Source organism: Fictibacillus sp. NRS-1165 (assembly GCF_050468105.1).
GTDB classification, from domain to species: domain Bacteria; phylum Bacillota; class Bacilli; order Bacillales; family Fictibacillaceae; genus Fictibacillus_C; species Fictibacillus_C terrinigri.
In genome coordinates, this window is sequence record NZ_JBDPNU010000043.1 from 15,157 (window position 1) to 35,291 (window position 20,135).

General features: G+C 45.0%; 18 protein-coding genes and 2 tRNA genes. 1 reads left to right on the forward strand and 19 read right to left on the reverse strand.

Going from position 1 to position 20,135, the window contains the following annotated elements; translation table 11 throughout:
- Window positions 1-11: 11 nt before the first annotated feature.
- The 19 genes from ilvN to ABHN01_RS18165 all read right to left on the reverse strand — a co-directional run bounded on the left by ilvN (window position 12) and on the right by ABHN01_RS18165 (window position 19,197).
- Window positions 12-530: an acetolactate synthase small subunit gene (ilvN, locus tag ABHN01_RS18075; protein WP_290398793.1), complete on the reverse strand. Its 519-nt coding sequence runs from the start codon at window positions 528-530 to the stop codon at window positions 12-14.
- A complete protein-coding gene (gene ilvB / locus ABHN01_RS18080) occupies window positions 527-2,245 on the reverse strand; it encodes an acetolactate synthase large subunit (protein ID WP_429876675.1) in 1,719 nt (572 codons plus the stop codon). The genes ilvN and ilvB overlap by 4 nt, the downstream gene beginning before the upstream one ends.
- A gap of 347 nt (window positions 2,246-2,592) precedes the next feature.
- Window positions 2,593-4,260, reverse strand: a complete 1,668-nt coding sequence (gene ilvD / locus ABHN01_RS18085) for a dihydroxy-acid dehydratase (RefSeq protein WP_429876676.1) — start codon at window positions 4,258-4,260, stop codon at window positions 2,593-2,595.
- 26 nt (window positions 4,261-4,286) lie between these two features.
- Window positions 4,287-5,192, reverse strand: coding sequence for a branched-chain-amino-acid transaminase (gene ilvE / locus ABHN01_RS18090; protein ID WP_290398790.1), 906 nt, complete (start codon window positions 5,190-5,192; stop codon window positions 4,287-4,289).
- Window positions 5,193-5,521: 329 nt separating this feature from the next.
- A tRNA-Arg gene (locus ABHN01_RS18095) sits at window positions 5,522-5,598 on the reverse strand.
- Between the two features lie 175 nt (window positions 5,599-5,773).
- Window positions 5,774-5,847 (reverse strand) — tRNA-Gly (locus tag ABHN01_RS18100).
- Between the two features lie 297 nt (window positions 5,848-6,144).
- Window positions 6,145-6,663: a metallophosphoesterase family protein gene (locus ABHN01_RS18105; RefSeq protein ID WP_429876677.1), complete on the reverse strand. Its 519-nt coding sequence runs from the start codon at window positions 6,661-6,663 to the stop codon at window positions 6,145-6,147.
- Between the two features lie 14 nt (window positions 6,664-6,677).
- Window positions 6,678-7,268 (reverse strand): XTP/dITP diphosphatase, encoded by a 591-nt coding sequence (locus tag ABHN01_RS18110; protein WP_429876678.1) that lies wholly within the window; start codon window positions 7,266-7,268, stop codon window positions 6,678-6,680.
- A gap of 3 nt (window positions 7,269-7,271) precedes the next feature.
- A complete protein-coding gene (gene rph / locus ABHN01_RS18115; RefSeq protein WP_429876679.1) occupies window positions 7,272-8,021 on the reverse strand; it encodes a ribonuclease PH in 750 nt (249 codons plus the stop codon).
- Between the two features lie 95 nt (window positions 8,022-8,116).
- A complete protein-coding gene (locus ABHN01_RS18120; protein ID WP_429876680.1) occupies window positions 8,117-9,166 on the reverse strand; it encodes a GerMN domain-containing protein in 1,050 nt (349 codons plus the stop codon).
- Between the two features lie 130 nt (window positions 9,167-9,296).
- Window positions 9,297-10,103 (reverse strand): glutamate racemase, encoded by an 807-nt coding sequence (gene racE, locus ABHN01_RS18125; protein WP_429876681.1) that lies wholly within the window; start codon window positions 10,101-10,103, stop codon window positions 9,297-9,299.
- Window positions 10,104-10,329: 226 nt separating this feature from the next.
- Window positions 10,330-12,042, reverse strand: a complete 1,713-nt coding sequence (ptsP, locus tag ABHN01_RS18130) for a phosphoenolpyruvate--protein phosphotransferase (RefSeq protein ID WP_429876682.1) — start codon at window positions 12,040-12,042, stop codon at window positions 10,330-10,332.
- A complete protein-coding gene (locus ABHN01_RS18135) occupies window positions 12,042-12,308 on the reverse strand; it encodes a phosphocarrier protein HPr (RefSeq protein WP_429876683.1) in 267 nt (88 codons plus the stop codon). Before ABHN01_RS18135 ends, ptsP begins: the two co-directional genes overlap by 1 nt.
- Before the next feature lie 23 nt (window positions 12,309-12,331).
- Window positions 12,332-14,368: a glucose-specific PTS transporter subunit IIBC gene (gene ptsG / locus ABHN01_RS18140; RefSeq protein ID WP_429876684.1), complete on the reverse strand. Its 2,037-nt coding sequence runs from the start codon at window positions 14,366-14,368 to the stop codon at window positions 12,332-12,334.
- A gap of 193 nt (window positions 14,369-14,561) precedes the next feature.
- Complete coding sequence (gene glcT / locus ABHN01_RS18145) at window positions 14,562-15,395, reverse strand: glucose PTS transporter transcription antiterminator GlcT (RefSeq protein WP_429876685.1); 834 nt, start codon at window positions 15,393-15,395, stop codon at window positions 14,562-14,564.
- 164 nt (window positions 15,396-15,559) lie between these two features.
- A complete protein-coding gene (locus tag ABHN01_RS18150) occupies window positions 15,560-15,784 on the reverse strand; it encodes a helix-turn-helix domain-containing protein (RefSeq protein WP_007202417.1) in 225 nt (74 codons plus the stop codon).
- Window positions 15,785-16,047: 263 nt separating this feature from the next.
- Window positions 16,048-16,806 (reverse strand): succinate dehydrogenase iron-sulfur subunit, encoded by a 759-nt coding sequence (sdhB, locus tag ABHN01_RS18155; protein WP_290398781.1) that lies wholly within the window; start codon window positions 16,804-16,806, stop codon window positions 16,048-16,050.
- 2 nt (window positions 16,807-16,808) lie between these two features.
- Window positions 16,809-18,572 carry a succinate dehydrogenase flavoprotein subunit gene (gene sdhA / locus ABHN01_RS18160; RefSeq protein WP_290398780.1) on the reverse strand — a complete coding sequence of 588 codons (1,764 nt, stop codon included), beginning with the start codon at window positions 18,570-18,572 and terminating at the stop codon, window positions 16,809-16,811.
- A gap of 16 nt (window positions 18,573-18,588) precedes the next feature.
- The gene (locus ABHN01_RS18165) at window positions 18,589-19,197 is read right to left on the reverse strand and encodes a succinate dehydrogenase cytochrome b558 subunit (protein WP_290398779.1); all 609 of its coding nucleotides are present in this window, start codon (window positions 19,195-19,197) and stop codon (window positions 18,589-18,591) included.
- 319 nt (window positions 19,198-19,516) lie between these two features.
- Between ABHN01_RS18165 and ABHN01_RS18170 the strand changes: the two genes are divergently transcribed.
- Window positions 19,517-20,002: a YslB family protein gene (locus tag ABHN01_RS18170; RefSeq protein WP_290398778.1), complete on the forward strand. Its 486-nt coding sequence runs from the start codon at window positions 19,517-19,519 to the stop codon at window positions 20,000-20,002.
- The last annotated feature ends 133 nt before the right edge of the window (window positions 20,003-20,135 follow it).

The following is a 20,135-nucleotide window of genomic DNA, read 5'->3' on the forward strand; positions in this document are numbered from 1 at the left end:
TATTGGTATGATTAAATGATTGAAAACTGGTTCAGGTTATACACAGTCCTCTGTGTTCCGCGCGGCATTGCCGTCAGTCCGGTCCTTGAGATCTCCTTGATCCCGTAAGGCCTCAGCAGCTCGATCAATGCCTCTACTTTATCGTTGTCCCCGGTTACCTCAATGGTCACATTCTCAAGGCTGACATCGATGATCGACGCCCTGAAAGGTTCAATGATGACCTTAATCTCACTTCTCGTATCCGGTGTGGTCAGGACTTTGATCAAAGCCAGTTCCCTTGCCACAAGAGCCATGTCTGTCAGGTCCTTCACCTTCAGCACATCAATCTGCTTATGGAGCTGTTTAAGCAGCTGTTCGAGTTTCCTGTCATCCTCCACCTGTACAACAATGGTGATCTTTGATATACCGGGATCATCGGAATGTCCTACAGTAATACTCTCAATGTTAAATTGCCTTTTGGTCAGCAGTCCGGTCAGCCTGTTGAGTACACCGCTCTGGTTTAAAACGGTTGCTGTAATAATGCGCCTCATGGTTTCACCCCGATCATTTGATGAATTCCTTTCCCGGGTGCGATCATCGGATAGACGTTCTCATCCGATGTCACCCTGCAGTCGAGCAAGAAAGGTGAGTTGGATGCCAGCGCCCTTGCAAATTCCTGGCGGGCTTCTTCTTCAGTTCCCGCAACCGCCCCATCAATTCCATAAGCAGCTGCAAGCTTCACGAAATCAGGCTGGACTGGAATCAAAGACTGGGAATATCGTTCCTCGTAAAAGATTTCCTGCCACTGCCTTACCATTCCGAGTGATTGGTTATTGACGATAACAATGATGACCGGAAGCTTTAATTCCTGAAGGACAGACAGCTCTTGAAGTGTCATTTGAAAACCGCCATCCCCTGTTACGGCTACAACGGGAAGTTCCGGATTGCCAATTTTAGCGCCAATCGCGGCTGGGAACCCGAATCCCATCGTTCCCAAACCTCCGGATGTTACCCAGCGATTTGGTTTTGAAAAACCGTAATATTGCGCGGTCCACATCTGATGCTGTCCAACATCGGTCGTCACAATAGCTTCTCCTTTTGTTTCTTCATGGATGATTTCAAGGAGCCGCTGAGGCTTTAATGTTTTATCATCTTTTTTATACCAGAGCGGGTAGCTGCTTTTCAGCTCGGATAGATGATAGACCCATTCCGCCGTATCCCCTGAAGAAGTGCTTTCGCGGAGCAGGGCAGATACGGTATGTTTGGCGCATCCTACGATCGGAATCAATGTTTCTACATTTTTGCCGATCTCCGCCGGGTCAATATCGATATGAGCTACTGCTGCCTTTTGGGCGAAATGGTTAAGATCACCAGTCAGCCGGTCATCAAACCGCGCTCCAATTCCAATGAGAAGATCGCATTCGTACAACGCAATATTGGCGGCATAGGTCCCATGCATTCCGGCCATCCCAAGGAAGAGTGGATGATCGGACGGGAAGCTTCCTAACCCGAGCAACGTATTCGCAACAGGGATCCGGTGCTGTTCAGCCAAGGACAGGATCTCTTTCTCTGCACCCGCAAACAGTACGCCTGCACCTGCAAGAATGACTGGCTTTTTCGCTGTCGCAATGGCGTCTGCTAGACGTTTCACCTGAAGCAGATTCGGCATAACTGTTGGCTGATATCCCGGCAGCGAAACGTGCTTCGGCGCAGCGTACGCTCCCAAAGCCGTTGAGATATCTTTGGGAATATCCACCAGAACCGGACCAGGCCTTCCTGACTGGGCGATATGAAAGGCTTCCTGAATGATTCCGGGGAGGTCTTCCACTCTTCTTACCTGGTAATTGTGTTTGGTGATCGGCATCGTCACACCGACAATATCTGCTTCCTGGAAGGCGTCCGTTCCAATGACGGTTGTTGCCACTTGACCGGTAAATATGACAAGAGGGAGTGAATCAATCATCGCATCAGCTATCCCGGTTACTAGATTGGTTGCCCCCGGTCCCGAAGTGGCAATCACAACTCCTGCTTTACCGGTAACCCTGGCAAATCCTTGAGCCGCATGAATAGCTCCTTGCTCATGGCGGGTTAGAATATGTCTGATCTTTTTCTTGTACAATGCATCGTAGATGGGAAGAACAGCACCTCCGGGATATCCGAACAATACCTCTACCCCTTCTTTCTCGAGTGCTTCCATCAGCATGTCTGCCCCTGACATCATTTGAACTTTACTTTTTTCTTCATCAGCCACCCAGCTGGCTTTCATTCCTGATTCCTCCCTTTATAAAATCAAAATAAAAAACCTTTTCACCCAAAATGACAGTGTTCTGCTGCCAAAGGGGTGAAAAGGCTTCTTTTCACGGTACCACCCTTCTTCGCGGCTGTGCTGCAAGCCGCCTCATGGACGAATTGATTCGCCCGGTTTGATAACAAGTTAACACCTTTTCCGGGTTAACTCGGCCTGCCCTACTGGCTTACAGCGTTCGGACAGGCACTCAGGGGTGAGGTCCTGATAAGAGTATTACCGGCTCTCAGCGCTTCCGGCTCTCTGTGAATACTCTGTTATCATTCTTCCCCTTCATCGATTTAGCTCTATTTTCCTTTTTTAGATGGTTAAATCTTTAGAACTCCGCCAGTATTGGCAGAAGTGACAAGCTTGGAGTAACGGGCAAGATAGCCTTGCTTAATTTTTGGTTCAGGCTGTTTCCAGTCCGCTTTTCTTTTTTCAAGTTCTTCTGTGCTCACCATAAGATTGATTGTTCTTTTCGTCAGATCAATGAATATGCGGTCTCCGTTCTCCAGGAATGCAATGGGTCCTCCTTCAGCTGCTTCAGGTGAAATGTGCCCAATGGATATGCCTCTGGAAGCTCCAGAAAATCTTCCGTCAGTTATTAAAGCGACCTTGGTGCTTAGTCCCATTCCTGCAATGGCGGAGGTAGGTGAAAGCATTTCCGGCATCCCCGGTCCGCCTTTCGGTCCTTCATAGCGGATGACTACAACGTGGCCTTCTTTTACCTTTCCGCTGTTGATGCCCTCTAACGCCTCATCCTGTGATTCAAAAACGATGGCTTCTCCTTCAAAATATTTTATTGAAGGGTCGACCCCGCCCACCTTGATCACACATCCATCCGGAGCAAGATTTCCATAAAGGATGGAAAGTCCTCCTACAGGGCTGTAGGCGTTGTCTGGATAACGGATGACATCGCTGTTTGTTATGGAGGCATCTTGTATATTTTCATAAAGAGTGTCACCTGTTATAGTGATCCGGTCTCTATGAACTGCGCCGTCTATACCGCATAGCTGTTTGATGATGGCGCTGACTCCACCCGCTTCATGGACATCCTGCATCGTATAATCGGATGCGGGACTGATCTTCGATAAATACGGGACTCTCTCAGCAACCTCATTAATTCGTTTCAAATCATATTCGATTCCCGCCTCATTTGCGATGGCCAGCATGTGGAGAACCGTATTCGTTGATCCTCCCATGGCCATATCCAATGCGAAAGCGTCATCGATGGCTTCTTTTGTAATAATGTCTCTCGGCCTGATGTCGCGTTCAACGAGTTCCATCAAACAGGAGGCAGCGTCTTTATAAAGCTTATCCCGCTCTTTCGAAGTGGCAACCAGGGTTCCGTTTCCTGGAAGCGTGATTCCGAGCATTTCCATAATGGAGTTCATGCTGTTTGCCGTAAACATCCCAGAACAGGAACCGCAGGTCGGACAGGCGCTTGTTTCAAGTTCCAGCAGTTCTTCCCTCGACATCTTACCGGAAAGATGGGACCCGACTCCTTCGAATACGGATACGAGCGAGAGCGATTTTCCTTCGGAAGATTTTCCCGCCTCCATCGGTCCGCCTGATACAAATACGGCCGGCACATTCGTTCTGACTGCCGCCATCAGCATCCCTGGCGTTATCTTGTCACAGTTCGGAATAAAGAAGACTCCGTCGAACCAGTGGGCATTAATGACGGTTTCTGCTGAATCCGCGATAATTTCACGGCTCGGAAGCGAATAGCGCATCCCGATGTGGCCCATGGCGATCCCATCATCCACTCCGATGGTATTAAACTCGAACGGAACACCGCCTGCTTCCCGAATCGCTTGCTTTACTTTTTCACCCACTTTATTGAGGTGCATATGCCCGGGGATAATATCGACATACGAGTTACAGACCCCGATGAACGGTTTGTTCATATCTTCTTCTTTGACACCGGCAGCATGCAGCAAGCTTCGATGCGGCGCACGGTCGATTCCTTTTTTTATCATGTTACTGCGCATAAACCACAACTCCTGTTACGAATTAATTATCCCGCCTGAACGGTACTGGAAGCCGGATAAACTTTGACTCCCTCTTCAACAACTCTTTGTCTGAACATTTGAAGCAAGGTGTTCGTGTGTTTTCCCGGAACCCCTTCACCGATTACCCGGCCATCCACTTTTATAACTGCGATGACTTCGGCTGCGGTTCCTGTGAGAAACACTTCATCAGCCACATAAACATCATGTCTTGTAAATGGCTCTTCGCTTACGCGGTAGCCAAGCTCTGAAGCAATCTCAAGAATGGCGTTTCGTGTAATTCCCTCAAGCGCTCCCAGGTAACCAGGAGGTGTCTTAATGCTGTTTCCTTTTACAATGAATACGTTGTCCGCCGAACCCTCTGCCACATAGCCTTGATCGTTCAGCATGAGCGCCTCGCTCACCCCGGCCAGATTGGCTTCGATCTTCACCAGAATGTTGTTCAAATAATTCAGTGACTTCACTTTAGGGCTGAGAACATCTGCCCGGTTCCGGCGGCTCGCTACGGTTACAATTTCAATTCCAGTTTCATAAAGTTTTTTAGGGAAGAGGGCCAGCTGCTCTGCAATGACTATGACTCCAGGCTTCGCACAGCTAAAGGGATCCAAGCCTAAATTCCCTCTGCCTCTTGATATGACTAAACGAATGTAGGCATCACGATACTGGTTTTTCTGGAGCGTCTCGACAATAATTTTTGTTAGCTCCTCTTTCGTGTGCGGAATGGTTAACATGATGGATTGAGCTGATTCAAACAGACGCTTTAGATGTTCATCGATCCGATAAACATTTCCATTGTAGACTCGAATGCCTTCAAACACCCCATCTCCGTATAAAAATCCATGGTCGTACACAGAGACTTTGGCGTCTTCTTTTAAGACAAATTCGCCGTCTACATAAACCCATTGTTCTTGCATCGTGATCCTCCTTTTCTTCTTTGTGAATTGTTCGAATATTTAAATAGTAACCTGATAATTGCTGATTATGTTACGCCCCTTTTCGTTCTAGGTCAACCACCTTTTTTTAAAAAATTAAATTTTTCTGTTTATTCAGTTTTTTTGTATCCGCTTACATTCTTTGTTTATCAAAGAAAACAAGGACAAACGCCGAAATTGTAAACATTTTTAAAGCGCTTACAAAATAAGGACAGCCCGCATGCAAAGCTGCGTAAATAGAACACAAAAAAAGACACCTTTTCAGTACATTTAATCGATGTACTGAAAAGGTGCTGCATATGTAAGTTAGATGGCGTCCCAGGAGAGATTCGAACTCCCGACCGTACGCTTAGAAGGCGTATGCTCTATCCGGCTGAGCTACTGGGACATATGTATTTTAGAGCCCTTTTCGCTTAGCAATGCAACTTCATGCGATTGCAGAGCGCTGCGGGCACACAGTTTTGTTTTCCTCGGGGAAAACATATGATCAATCAAATCTTTGACTTTTCCAGTATAAAAAAGTCTTGCCTGTTTGTTTCCATTGCGACGTGAGAAATAGCAAATGGAGCGGGTGATGAGAATCGAACTCACGACCAGAGCTTGGAAGGCTCTTGTTTTACCACTAAACTACACCCGCAAGTAGGTAACTTGGCCGCTAACATCAGCGACATAAGTAAATATACTATATCTTTTATAGTATGTCAACAGTTTTGGGGAGAAAAATCTCCCCATCAATAAGAAAAGCGAAAGTGCCCCGTTAAAGTCCCACAAGCACTGGAGCTTTTACACAGCAACACGCTTTATATGTTGAGGTGTAAAAATGAAGCGACCAAGGATGAAGATCTTACTTTTTATCCTCCGAGGACTCGCTGAAAACAAGAAATACGGTTTTCAGTCTTGGGCACTGCAGCTAGACATTACATCCCGCAATCCTCTAGCTTGAAAACTGAAATTCTCTTCTAAGGTCTTCGACTTCTTGCCCTTCAAGATCCAGAAAGTATACGGTCACCGAACTGCCGTCAACCTCGCAGATCGCATACGTTTTCTCAAAGCGTTCCCTCGGCATTCTGATGCTCCCGGGGTTAATATATACATGGCCATTCTTTTCAAAACTGTGCGCGGCATGGGAGTGTCCATAACAAATAATCCTGGCTCCCGTTTCTTCACCCCTATAGGTGAGGGATACAAGCGACATTTTTACATTGTACAAATGGCCGTGAGTAACATAAAAGCATGTGTCCCCAATCAGCTCTATGGCTTCAGTAGGAAGGTCCGGGGCCGCATAATCCATATTTCCCTGCACCGTGATAAAATCCTTTAATTCACGAGAGTCGGCCGTAAGTTCAGAATCTCCGCAATGAATCATTGCTTGTACTTCATCGCGATGGCGGTCTTTAATCATTTCGAGTTCTTTTTTATATCCATGGCTGTCACTGACAATTAACACTTTCACAGTTGGCTAACCTCCTAAAACAGCAGATGCACCTGATCCTTAAGCTTTGCCATGGCGTTTGCGCGATGGCTGATTTTATTCTTCTCTTCTTTAGTTAGCTCTGCCATTGTAGACGAAGTGTCCTTTACGAAGAAGATTGGGTCATAACCAAATCCGTTGCTTCCGACTTTTTTATAGCCAATCTCGCCTTCACAATAGCCTTCAACAATCAATGTTTCCTTTCCCGGCCTAGCCACAGCGAGCGCACAAACAAAACGGGCACTGCGTTCCTCCGGCGGCACACTTCGCATCTCATCGAGCACCTTGTCTATATTTTTGTCATCGTCCTTTTCCATTCCCGCATATCGGGCAGAGAAAACCCCCGGCCTTCCGTCCAATGCATCAATCACAAGACCTGAATCATCTGCGATTACAGGAAGGTTGTATAGCTCCGAGATTTCTTCCGCTTTTATTTTTGCATTTTCAGAAAATGTTGTTCCCGTTTCTTCAACATCCGGCGTGTTTTCCACATCCAGCAGCGAGGTTACTTCCATACCAAGTTCTGCGAACATGAATTTGAATTCTTTTACTTTCCCTTCATTTTTCGTTGCAATCAGTACCTTCATGGACTATCCCTGCCTTACTTTAATTAGTTTCGTCAGATCACCAAGCACTTCCTTCTGAATGCCAATTAATTCAGTGACGCCTCTCGTACCCAGATCTAGAAGTTTTTGCAGCTCTTGATAGGAAAAGGTGGCTTCTTCACCTGTTCCCTGAAGTTCGACAAATTCTCCGTTTCCGGTCATCACAATATTCATGTCTACTGAGGCGGTTGAATCTTCAGCATAATTCAAATCGAGCAAGGCTCCTTCTTTTTCATCAATCCCTGCAGAAGTGGCCGCGAGAAAATCCTTTACCGGCATTTGCTTAATCGCTTTATTCTCAAGCAGCTTTCCAAACGCTAAAACCATCGCTACAAACGATCCGGTAATGGAAGCGGTTCTTGTGCCGCCGTCTGCCTGGATAACATCGCAGTCCACCCAAACCGTCCGCTCTCCCACTTTGGCCAGATCAACGACTGAACGCAGCGCCCTGCCGATCAGACGCTGAATCTCCATCGTCCGCCCCGTAACTTTCCCCTTGCTGGACTCCCTGATCGTACGCTGTTCTGTAGCGCGTGGAAGCATTGAATATTCGGCAGTTATCCATCCTTTACCCTGCCCTCTCAGAAATGGAGGGACTCGGTCTTCAACACTTGCTGTACAAATTACTTTAGTGTCACCTACGGTGATAAGAACGGAGCCTTCAGGATGCTTTATGTAATCTTTATCGATCTTTACGGGCCTTAGTTCATCGTTAGCCCTTCCGTCATTCCTCATCATTAACCTCCTGCGTTATGCTGCTCATATTCATCATCATAAAAAAAGAGAAGGCTTGAGCCGTCTCTTTTATCCTACCACAAGTTATTGATGGATTAAAATTCACCGGTGTTTACCATTGATGGACGTGAAACAGGAGCCGTAATCGCCTTTCCGTCTTCATACTTAAGTTTTGTTCTTCCGTTTACATGAATGGCTACTTTTTTCACATCATTTAATTCTGTCAAGGATAATACGATAGATTTCAGTACCGCATCATCAATTGTATTTTCCGATTTATTATCCAGGATAGCTTTATTAAAATTAAGTGTGGCGACACCATTTTTAACGACAGGCGTATCAAGAAGCTGCACATCGTTTCTGAATCCGCTCAGCAGCCGGCTTTGTTCTCCTGGCCCTTGAATCAGTTCTTGAACAGCCGCTGTAATTTTATCGCTGTCATTTTGAGCGATCCTCCGAGTCACGGGAACATAATATTCCTGGGATCCATTGTCCGCTACGAAATACAGAGTAGCCGTATCGCTGCTGTTCATGTTCACTACATCGCCATTTTCAATATTTATGCCGTCAGCCCGGCTGACTCCTTCATCAATCGGTGTATGATTGACAGGCATGACTTTCTGATCCTTGCCATCTATTCGGATTTTTACATTTTTTATCGTATCGAATTGAGTAAGCGTGAAAGTAATCGCCTGCAAGAGCTTTTGCTCATCCTGCCCTCTGTAATCCTTGAATTCTTTTGAAAAATTTGCGATTGCCGTACCGTCTTTTCCAACGACTACATCGAGCACCTGTGTATCCGGCGGGAGCACAGCCTGGAATCCATTCGGCAGAATATTGGATACCGGACCGTCTTTCACAAGGTATTCTAACACTTGTTTTGCAGCTGTACCCGATTTTGGCAGATTCAGCATCTGGGGCACGACAAGTCCGTTGCTGTCCAATAAGAACAGCTGTCGCTTCACAGAGTTTTTGCTCTCTTTGGCAGCCGTTTCTTTATCAAGGGACTTGCCATCTTTCACGTAGTTCACTTTCGGGGGATCGAGCTCATTTCCTGTTTTTTCTCCCCCCAGTCCGCACCCCGCCATCAGCAGTGACACTGATAGAAGCAGCAGCGGTGCCCCTGCCCTCATTTTTTTGTACATACTTTTCCCTCCCCAAGTGGTTGTACTACTATGTATACGGGCTGTCCCGCCGTTTAGACCATTCCGAAAAAAAATAAAAGGACAAAACCACTCAATGGTTTTGTCCTAAAAAAATATAAGACAAAACCACTCAATGGTTTTGCCCTAATTTGATATAGTGCACCTGTTCTACTTTTTGTTCCATCCAGAGGTTGGCGATTTCAAGGAAATGCCCGTTATCTGAAGTGGAAAAGAATTCATGGACCGGCTTTCGTTCTCCTGTGTACAGCAGCCCGCTGTGATCTAGAATCGCGGAAGCCTCTCTGGCTGTTTCTGCTCCCGAACAGATCAGCTTGATTCCCTTACCCATCACTTGTTGGATGACCGGGCGCAGCAGCGGATAGTGGGTACATCCGAGAATGAGCGTATCGATCGGTGTTTCTTTTAAAGGCTGAAGCACCTGATGTACCACATGCGCCGTTTCCTCTCCTGTCAGTTCGCCGTTCTCGACGAGCGGAACGAACGGAGGACAGGCAAGGCTATGAACCATGACATCGCCCTTGATGCTCTTTAAAGCCTTTTCATATGCCCCGCTTTTTACCGTACCGATCGTCCCTATAATGCCGATCTGCTGATTTCTCGTCACTTTCAGGGCGGTTCTCGCGCCAGGGTGTATAACGCCTATGACCGGTATGCTGAGCCTTTTTTTCACTTCATCCAGTATAGCTGCCGTCGCCGTGTTGCAGGCTATAACAAGCATCTTAATTTCCTTGCTTAGAAGAAACTCAATCATTTCCAGCGTGTACTGCCTTACTTCCTGCATTGGCCTTGGACCATAAGGACAGCGTGCAGTATCACCCAAATAATAAATTTCTTCTTTTGGCAGCTGCCTGATGATTTCTCGTGCAACCGTTAAACCGCCTACACCTGAGTCGATGACGCCTATTGGTTTATCCATTTGTTCGCCTCTTCTTTCTATCGGTGTCTTTTCATGTTGTATGCCCAAACAAGAGGCCTATTTCCTCTCTGTTTCATAGCATCCTTCATTCACACCGCTCTAACACAAAAAATCCTTCAAAAGAATAAAATAAAACTTGAATCTTGTCAATAGTCGGCATAAGAAGAAAAGCCGACTCCTGTTCACTGCGTTAAGGCAATGAACAGGAAATCAGCTTTACTATGCATTAGAAATTTTCGTTTACAAACTTCACAACATCTTCCGCAATATCCATGTTTAAGATCGTTTCCACATGTTTTTCTGCTTCCGTTTTGGAAAGTTTGGAAAGCTGGCTTCTCGCAGGAAGGACCGATGTCGCACTCATGGAGAACTCATCAAGTCCAAGGCCTAAAAGAATTGGGATCGCAATCGGATCTCCAGCCATCTCGCCGCACATTCCCACCCATTTGCCTTCTTTATGGGCAGCTTTGATCACCATTTGGATCAGCCTTAGGATAGCCGGGTTATATGGCTGATAAAGGTAAGAAACTCTTTCATTCATCCTGTCAGCGGCCATTGTGTATTGAATAAGGTCGTTCGTACCGATGGAAAAGAAATCAACTTCTTTTGCAAAACGGTCAGAAAGAACAGCAGTAGAAGGAATCTCTACCATGATTCCGATCTCGATGTTATCAGAAACGGAAACATTTTCATTCACAAGCTTCTCTTTTTCTTCTAGAAGAACTTGCTTAGCTGAACGGAATTCGACTAACGTTGCAATCATCGGGAACATGATTTTCAAATTACCGTAAGCACTTGCACGCAGCAATGCTCTAAGCTGGGTCCTGAAAATATCTTGCTGCTCCAAGCAAAGGCGAATTGCTCTAAACCCAAGGAACGGGTTCATTTCTTTAGGAAGGTCCAGATATGGAAGCTCTTTATCGCCGCCGATATCGAGTGTACGGATGACGACAGGTTTTCCTTCCATTTTTTCAAGAACTTCTCTATAAGCCTTGAATTGCTCCTCTTCCGTAGGCAGCTGGTCACGGCCCATATAAAGGAACTCGGTTCGGTAGAGTCCTACCCCTTCCGCTCCGTTTTCAAGAACACCTTTAACATCCTGAGGAGTACCGATATTCGCGGCAAGCTCTGCATGGTGGCCGTCTGCGGTTGTCGTCTTTTCATTCACCAATTTTGCCCACTCTGCTTTTTGCGCTTTATAATCCTCTTGTTTCTTCTTATACATCTCGAGTTCTTCGTTCGATGGATCAATGATGACCTTGCCATCCAGTCCATCAATAATCAGCATCGTACCGCTGGAGATTTTCTCTGTTACGGTTTTTGTTCCTACGACAGCGGGAATTTCCATCGAGCGGGACATGATCGCTGAATGAGAAGTTCTGCCTCCGATATCCGTAGCAAAACCAAGGACAAACTTGCGGTTAAGCTGAGCTGTGTCAGATGGTGTCAAATCTCCCGCAATAATTACGACTTCTTCTGAGATGCTGGCAGGAGAAGAGAATTGAACACCCAATAAATGAGCAAGCACCCGTTTGGAAACGTCACGGATATCCGCAGCGCGTTCTTTCATGTACTCGTTATCCATTTGCTCAAACATGTTGATGAACATGCCTGAGATCTCATCCATCGCGCTTTCCGCGTTTACATTTTCATTCTGGATTTTGGTTTTCACCGCATCAATTAGCTCTGGATCTTCAAGGACAAGAAGATGGGCAGCAAAAATCGCTGCCTTGTCTTCCCCTAATTCTTTTAATGCATTTTCTTTGATCACCTGAAGCTCGCCTTTGGCCTTTTCAACCGCAGCTGAAAATCGTTCAACCTCAAGACCGGTATTTTCAACCGTCTTCTTTTCGATGGCTAATTCAGGATTTTCAAGAATAAATGCTTTAGCAATCGCAATGCCTGCTGATGCAGCAATACCTGAAATGATTTCAGACATTACTCACCAAGCCCTTCTTTTTTCATGACATCTTCAATTGCAGCCAATGCTTCATCAGCATCAGAACCTTCAGCTTTGATTGTGATTTCAGATCCGCTTTGAATTCCAAGGCTCATTACACCCATGATGGATTTAAGGTTTACGTTTTTGCCGTTGTAGCCAAGAGTAATGTCAGAGCTGAATTGACCTGCTTTGTTTACTAGTACTGTTGCCGGACGTGCGTGAATTCCTGAGTCGCTTGTTACTTTAAATGTTTTTTCTGCCATGATTAATAACTCCTTCGTAATTTTTATTTGATCGTAATAATATCTTCTTCACCTTTAGACACAGTTCCTGTTTTTTCAAGGTGAATGCTTTCTCCTTCAGCAAGGTTCGTAAACACAATTGGTGTGATGACTGATGGAGTATTCTCTTTAACAAATTCAAGATTAACTTTCATTAATTCTTGTCCTTGTTCTATGATGTCACCCTCATTGACAAACGATTCGAAACCTTCACCTTTCAGTTTGACCGTATCGATCCCAAAATGGATCAAAATTTCACGGCCGCCATCGGATTCGATTCCAATCGCATGCTTCGTCGGGAATACATTGATGATTTTACCGTTTACCGGCGATACTACCGTTCCATTTGAAGGTTCAACAGCAAAGCCGTCACCCATCATCTTGCCTGAGAAGACTTGGTCGGGCACTTCCGTAATAGGGATGATTTTCCCTTCAAGTGGTGAAACGAAACGCTCAGCTATCGCAGGTGCAGGAACTTCCATTTCTGTTTTTTCAGTTAACGGTTCTTTTTTCGCTGCTACTACTTTACCGTCCATAATGTCTTTGATTTCGCTCTTGATGGTATCAGAACGGGTACCAAAAATGGCTTGGATGTTGTTCCCCATTTCGAGCACTCCTGATGCGCCAAGTTTTTTCAGACGATCTTTATCGACATTTTTCGCATCGTTTACAGCAACACGCAAACGTGTAATACACGCATCAAGGTCTTTAATGTTCTCTTTTCCGCCGAGTCCTTCAAGGATGTTGGCTGCTAAAGAACCTTCGTTGCTTGCGCTGACGTTTGTTTCAACTTCATCATCCACCACTTCCCGTCCTGGGGTCTTAAGATCCCATTTTCGGATGACGAATCGGAAACCGAAGTAATAGATGACTGCCAAAACTAAACCAACTGGAATAACCAGCCACCAGGCTGTACGGTTTGGCAGAACTCCAAAAAGAAGATAGTCAATGATTCCACCTGAGAATGTCATACCGATTTTAACATTTAACAGCTGCATTGTCATAAATGACAACCCGGCAAAGATGGCATGAATTCCGAATAGAACGGGTGCAACAAATAAGAATGTAAACTCAATCGGTTCCGTGATCCCTGTCAAGAAAGAAGTTAATGCAGCAGAACCCATGATTCCGGCTACAACTTTCTTGTGCTCAGGACGTGCTTCGTGATACATAGCAAGTGCGGCTGCAGGAAGCCCAAACATCATGAACGGGAATTTACCTGTCATGAAAGTACCAGCAGTTAACGGCACTCCATCCTTGATCTGTGCAAAGAAGATCTTTTGGTCCCCACGGACGATATCTCCTGCTTTGTCCGTATATTGGCCGAACTCGAACCAGAACGGCGAGTAGAAGATGTGATGAAGCCCGAAAGGAATCAACGAGCGTTCGATTACACCGAAAACAAACGCAGCCAATGTTCGGTTAGAGTCAAGCATGAAATGTGAGAATGCATTTAAACCAGCTTGGGCATACGGCCAAATACCGATCATGATAATCCCAAGTACCAATGATGAAACTGCTGTAATGATCGGTACAAATCGTTTTCCAGCAAAGAATCCTAAGTATGAGGGAAGTTCAATCTTATAAAACCGTTTATAAAGATAGGAGGCAAGTATACCGATGATGATACCGCCAAACACCCCGGTCTGCAGGGTAGGAATCCCTAACACATTTGCAAACTCCGGGTTGTCTTTGATCATGTTAGGCGTAATGCCTTTTAACGTACCCATCGTTACGTTCATAATTAAATATCCGATAATGGCTGCTAGTCCGGCTACTCCTTCTCCGCCAGCAAGTCCGACGGCAACACCGACCGCGAAAAGCAAGGACAGGTTGGAGAACACAATATTACCCGAATTTTCCATAACGCTTGCTACAAGCTGGAACCATCCTGCTTTTAGAGCAGGTAATTTATCGAGCAATGCAGGGTTTTTGAACGCGTTACCAAACGCAAGCAGCAAGCCGGCTGCAGGCAAGATGGCTACAGGAAGCATTAATGCTTTACCTACCCTCTGCAGTACTCCAAAAATTTGTTTCCACATGGGAATTTTCCTCCTTATAATCGTTTTTCTTTATGCTGGAAGCAGAATAAACCAAAAAAGGCATGAGTGTAAAAAAGCGCATACAAAAGCTAATCAGATATAGAATATCCGAATTAAGCCCTTACTACACTTTTTTCTTCACTCATGCCTGATCGAATCAGTAACACGTAAAGCAAAAGCACATCTTATAAAATTAAGTAAGCCTTTGCAAATGCATCGTTAGATACACAGCTTCCGCTTCTGGGATTGGTTTATTTAAAGTATTTTGCATTACCTTAATTAACTTCCAAGCAAGATTGTAGCACAAAGGATATTCTTCTTTCAACACCTTTGCTAATTTTTCTTGCTTGTCCACCTGCTCCCCCATCTCCACCCGTTCAATGGTATGGCGGAGATGCCTGACAAGCCTGAGATAATTGATGCTCTTCCGGTTCAGTTTAATGGAAAGAGACTCTTCAATGATGTCAGCCAGCCTATTGATGAGGCGCGAATGTTCATTGATATCACTCAGACTCTTATTCGTAACCGCACTATGGATATGAAGCGCTACAAAGCCGATCTCACCTTCTGGGAGATGAATTCCGAGTGACTGATTGATTTCCTCGATCACTTCTTCAGCGACCGTGTATTCCTTTGGATATAGAGTCTGGGTCTCGGACAGAAATGGGTTTCGAATATCCATTCCCTGCTCCAGACGCTTTACAGCAAAAGCAACATGGTCGGTAAGCGCGACATGAATATGTTCATTGAGTGTGGTTTGCATCCGTTCTTCAATGTGTGTGATCACATCATTGAGCAGCTCGATAAAGGACTCTTCAAGAGAATGCACCAGCGTCTTATACTGCTCCTGCTCTTTCTCATTCGTTAAAATATAGAGTTTATCAATGGCATGATTCGTTATGAAATCGCCAAGCGCTTTGCCGAATCCAATTCCCTTTCCGATGATGATCAGTTCCTGGCTGGAGGCGTTCGTAGCAACAACCGCATTGTTATTGAGTATTTTTTTTATATGAAAGGGACCATTCATCCTTTTTCAATCCTTTCAAGAAAAAGCCTAAATTTCGCAATGCTTACATCATAGCCCAAAACAGATGGTTAATCAATTAAGAAAACTGCTGTAAATTCAGGAAAATTGAACTTTTCACCGAGGTGTAAAAAAGAAAACGGCTTTCATGGAAAGCCGTTTCCTGACTAAATTTCTAGTTCTCCAAGCCTCAGTAATTCGACGACGGCTTGAGAGCGCCCTTTTACCCCAAGCTTTTGCATCGTGTTGGAAATATGGTTGCGAACGGTTTTCTCGCTGATAAAAAGCTGCTCTGCGATTTCTTTAGTCGTTTTGTCTTGGACCAGTAGTTCAAAAACTTCTCTTTCTCGTTTTGTAAGTAGAGGCTTCGGTCGGTAGTGTTTCTCTTTCAATGATTTCACCCCTCCTTGCTAGGGTTTAAAGAACTGCCAATGCACAATTTGTAAATTGGAAGTATTTAGTCAACATATACTATGTTAAGAAGTTTTTAGGAGTGACTTGGTTCATTGAAAAAGTATTGGTTTTTTGTCCCGTTCTTTCAGAAAATGAAGCCCATTTATATCTAATTGCCTGGATGGATGACATGCAAACTTGTCCATTTTTCCCTTAGTCATAAAAATAGGCCTCTTCTTGGGTGAAGAGGCCTCGTTGTTGATTAAACTCTGTCGCTTCCGAAAAAGTTCTTGAAAGCTTGGAAGGTTGTATCTCTGTTCAAAGCAGCAATTGACGTTGTCAAAGGAATTCCTTTCGGACAAGACTGGACGCAGTTTTGCGAGTTGCCGCAAGACGCAAGTCCGCCGTCCGTCATGATTGCATTAAGCCGCTCTTCCTTGTTCATCGCTCCAGTTGGATGCGCATTGAAGAGACGAACCTGAGATAACGGCGCTGGGCCGATAAAATCAGATTTGCTATTAACATTCGGACATGCTTCAAGACATACACCGCATGTCATACATTTAGAAAGTTCATATGCCCATTGACGTTTAGTCTCAGGCATACGAGGCCCCGGACCCAAATCATAAGTTCCGTCAATTGGAATCCATGCTTTTACCCGTTTCAAAGCATCGAACATACGGCTTCTGTCAACTGCCAGGTCACGGACGACCGGGAAGGTTTTCATCGGCTCAAGACGGATCGGCTGTTCCAGCTTATCGACAAGAGCTGTACACGATTGGCGGGGTTTTCCGTTGATCACCATCGAACAGGCTCCGCATACTTCCTCAAGGCAGTTCATTTCCCAAGTAATAGGAGTTGTCGCTTCACCTTTAGCATTCACAGGATTACGGCGAATCTCCATAAGTGCGGAAATCACGTTCATGTTCGGACGATATGAAAGCTCGAATTCTTCCTGGTATGGGGCGGTTTCAGGACTGTCTTGCCTTGTGATGATAAACTTAATGGTTTTTGCGCTCATCCTTATTTCGCCTCAGCTTTCTTTTTGGAATAGTCACGCTTACGCGGCTTAATAAATTGAATATCAACTTCTTCATAAGAGAAGTCAGGACCATTTGTCGCCGGATTGAATGTAGCTTTTGTCGTTTTTAGCCACTCATCATCGTTACGATCCGGGAAGTCTGGTTTGTAATGTGCACCCCGGCTCTCATCACGGTTAAGGGCACCGATTGTGATAACTCGTCCGAGCTGAAGCATATGCCATAGCTGACGAGTGAAGGAAGCTCCCTGGTTGCTCCATTTGGACGTATCGTTGATGTTAATCTTTTTGTAACGCTCCATAAGTTCAACGATCTTGTCATCTGTTTGTTTTAACTTATCGTTATAACGAACAACCGTTACATTATCCGTCATCCACTCACCGAGCTCTTTATGAAGAACGTAAGCATTTTCGCTGCCGTCCATGCTCAGGATATCATCATATTTTTCTTGTTCCTTGCGAACCTGCTGTTCGTAAACAGTCGATGAAACATCATCAGAAGACTTTTCAAGGCCGCTTACATAAGCTGCAGCTGCAGGACCCGCTTGCATTCCGCCAAAGATCGCAGAAAGAAGGGAGTTCGCTCCAAGACGGTTCGCTCCGTGATATTGATACTCACACTCACCTGCTGCGAACAAGCCAGGAATGTTTGTCATCTGGTTGAAGTCAACCCACATGCCGCCCATTGAATAGTGGACAGCAGGGAAGATTTTCATCGGAACTTTACGAGGATCGTCACCCATGAATTTTTCATAGATTTCTATAATTCCGCCCAGCTTGATATCGAGCTCTTTAGGGTCTTTATGTGAAAGGTCAAGATAGACCATGTTCTCACCGTTGATTCCAAGCTTTTCATCAACACACACATGGAAGATTTCACGTGTTGCGATATCACGTGGTACAAGGTTACCGTACGCAGGATATTTCTCTTCAAGGAAGTACCAAGGTTTACCGTCTTTATAAGTCCAAACACGGCCACCTTCTCCACGCGCGGATTCACTCATCAAACGAAGTTTGTCATCTCCAGGAATGGCTGTTGGATGGATTTGAATGAACTCGCCGTTTGCATAGTGAACGCCTTGTTGATAAAGAGATGCTGCTGCTGCACCTGTATTAATGACAGAGTTCGTAGATTTACCGAAAATGATTCCAGGTCCTCCAGTAGCCATAATTACAGCATCCGCTGCAAAGCTGTGGATTTCCATAGATTTCAAGTTTTGTGCTGTGATTCCTCGGCAAACGCCTTCATCATCCACGATCGCTGATAGGAATTCCCAGTTTTCGTACTTTGTAACAAGACCTGCCACCTCATGGCGCCTTACTTGCTCATCCAATGCATACAAAAGCTGCTGTCCTGTGGTTGCACCGGCAAATGCCGTACGGTGATGCTGTGTGCCTCCGAAACGGCGGAAGTCAAGAAGTCCTTCTGGAGTACGGTTAAACATAACTCCCATGCGGTCCATAAGATGGATGATGCCAGGTGCCGCTTCACACATCGCCTTTACTGGCGTCTGGTTGGCAAGGAAGTCTCCACCATAGATGGTGTCATCAAAGTGAACATATGGGGAATCTCCCTCCCCTTTTGTATTAACAGCTCCGTTGATTCCTCCCTGTGCACAAACAGAGTGAGAGCGCTTAACCGGAACTAATGAAAACAAGTCAACGTTCATGCCGGCTTCCGCTGCTTTAATGGTGGCCATTAGACCAGCAAGGCCTCCACCGACGATAATAATATTCCCTTTACTCAAGATGGTTCACCCCTTCTTAAATGAATGCAAAAATAGTACGTACGCTAACGATAGCAAGCGCGACAAAAACGCCCATCGTCACGTAGGTTGATACTCTCTGTGATCGAGGCGAAACCGTGAGACCCCAGCTGACAAAAAAAGACCATAGGCCATTTGAAAAGTGAAACACTGCTGATAGAACCCCAATCAAATAAAACGCCACCATAAATGGCGAGCTTAAGATGTCTGCCATCATCTGATAGTTTACTTCTGCGCCAAATGCTGCTGCAATACGGGTTTCCCAAACATGCCAGGAAACATAAATAAGAGTTATGACTCCTGTTACACGCTGCAAAAGGAACATCCAGTTACGGAAATATCCATAACGGCTTGCGTTGTTTTTAGCCGTAAAAGTAATATAAAGTCCGTAAATCGCATGGAAATAGAGAGGAATAAAAATCACAAATGCTTCCAATAAATAACGGAATGGTAGGTTACCCATAAAATCTGCCGCATTATCAAACGATGCTGCCCCTTTTGTTGCAAAATAGTTGACTACTAGATGCTCAATAAGGAATAATCCAACCGGGATTACACCAAGTAATGAGTGTAGCCTTCTGGTGTTAAAATTTCGACTGCCTGCCATACAATTTGCCCCTTTCTCAATTACCTCTGTCTTTTTGCTGAAACCAGTGGTTTCTCTCCATCCCGTTTTAAGCGTTTCCTCAGCGCCATTACTAAAAAAGATGACCTATTAAAGCGTTAACCTAATAACATGTTTCATTTTACTCCCATCGTTTGACACCGTCAAGAAAACGGTAACATAAAAAGTTGGAAAACCTGTTGATTTTACTAACTTTTTCCGATGCATACCCTCACTTAAATTTCGACAAATGTGTGACTTTTTATAGAGTTATTGTTTTATTCAAGCTATAATGAAACAAGTAGAAAGCGGGGAGATCTAAATGGAACAACATGAGGACATCCAACACAATGAAGAAGCAACAGCCGAAAAGGAAAACAAGCCTGCTGCAGGAGTGCCTGCATTCGCTTATGAACTGCTGAAAAACATTCTTCTTCCGGATCTGCTTGGAAAAGAGGAGAGGAATATCCTTTATTGGGCAGGAAGAAAACTGGCAAGGAAATTCCCATTAGGGTCTACAGAAGAAATGGTTCATTTCTTTGCAGAAGCCGGCTGGGGCAACCTGATCATCGTTGAAATGAATAAGAACGAGATGGTTCTTGAACTGTCTTCCAATCTTATCGACAAACGCTTTGACCTGCAGGATAACCCTACATTCGGCCTGGAAGCCGGATTTATCGCCGAGCAAGTCCAAAATCAAAGAAAATGTATCACTGAAACCTATGAAACTGTGAAACGAAAGAACAAAATCCATTTTACCGTCCAGTGGGACCGCAAAGATGAGACCGCAGGCGAAGAAGGCGCCTAAAACGAAAATGAGCGGATAAAGACAAAAACTGATTTCGTCCCCCGGAAGAACTGGAATCCGAAACGCGAAAAACCGGCAGAAGCCGGTTTTTTTTTTGCGTTGACAATATAAAATGGCTGAATTAATGTTAACT

What these genes read in the sequence shown, in the direction of transcription:
- ilvN (WP_290398793.1), bottom strand. Translation starts at nt 530, where the DNA reads ATGAGGCGCATTATTACAGCAACCGTTTTAAACCAGAGCGGTGTACTC.
- ilvB (WP_429876675.1), bottom strand. Translation starts at nt 2,245, where the DNA reads ATGAAAGCCAGCTGGGTGGCTGATGAAGAAAAAAGTAAAGTTCAAATG.
- ilvD (WP_429876676.1), bottom strand. Translation starts at nt 4,260, where the DNA reads ATGCGCAGTAACATGATAAAAAAAGGAATCGACCGTGCGCCGCATCGA.
- ilvE (WP_290398790.1), bottom strand. Translation starts at nt 5,192, where the DNA reads ATGCAAGAACAATGGGTTTATGTAGACGGCGAATTTGTCTTAAAAGAA.
- ABHN01_RS18110 (WP_429876678.1), bottom strand. Translation starts at nt 7,268, where the DNA reads ATGAAGGTACTGATTGCAACGAAAAATGAAGGGAAAGTAAAAGAATTC.
- rph (WP_429876679.1), bottom strand. Translation starts at nt 8,021, where the DNA reads ATGAGGAATGACGGAAGGGCTAACGATGAACTAAGGCCCGTAAAGATC.
- ABHN01_RS18120 (WP_429876680.1), bottom strand. Translation starts at nt 9,166, where the DNA reads ATGTACAAAAAAATGAGGGCAGGGGCACCGCTGCTGCTTCTATCAGTG.
- racE (WP_429876681.1), bottom strand. Translation starts at nt 10,103, where the DNA reads ATGGATAAACCAATAGGCGTCATCGACTCAGGTGTAGGCGGTTTAACG.
- ptsP (WP_429876682.1), bottom strand. Translation starts at nt 12,042, where the DNA reads ATGTCTGAAATCATTTCAGGTATTGCTGCATCAGCAGGCATTGCGATT.
- ABHN01_RS18135 (WP_429876683.1), bottom strand. Translation starts at nt 12,308, where the DNA reads ATGGCAGAAAAAACATTTAAAGTAACAAGCGACTCAGGAATTCACGCA.
- ptsG (WP_429876684.1), bottom strand. Translation starts at nt 14,368, where the DNA reads ATGTGGAAACAAATTTTTGGAGTACTGCAGAGGGTAGGTAAAGCATTA.
- glcT (WP_429876685.1), bottom strand. Translation starts at nt 15,395, where the DNA reads ATGAATGGTCCCTTTCATATAAAAAAAATACTCAATAACAATGCGGTT.
- sdhB (WP_290398781.1), bottom strand. Translation starts at nt 16,806, where the DNA reads ATGAGCGCAAAAACCATTAAGTTTATCATCACAAGGCAAGACAGTCCT.
- ABHN01_RS18165 (WP_290398779.1), bottom strand. Translation starts at nt 19,197, where the DNA reads ATGGCAGGCAGTCGAAATTTTAACACCAGAAGGCTACACTCATTACTT.
- ABHN01_RS18170 (WP_290398778.1), top strand. Translation starts at nt 19,517, where the DNA reads ATGGAACAACATGAGGACATCCAACACAATGAAGAAGCAACAGCCGAA.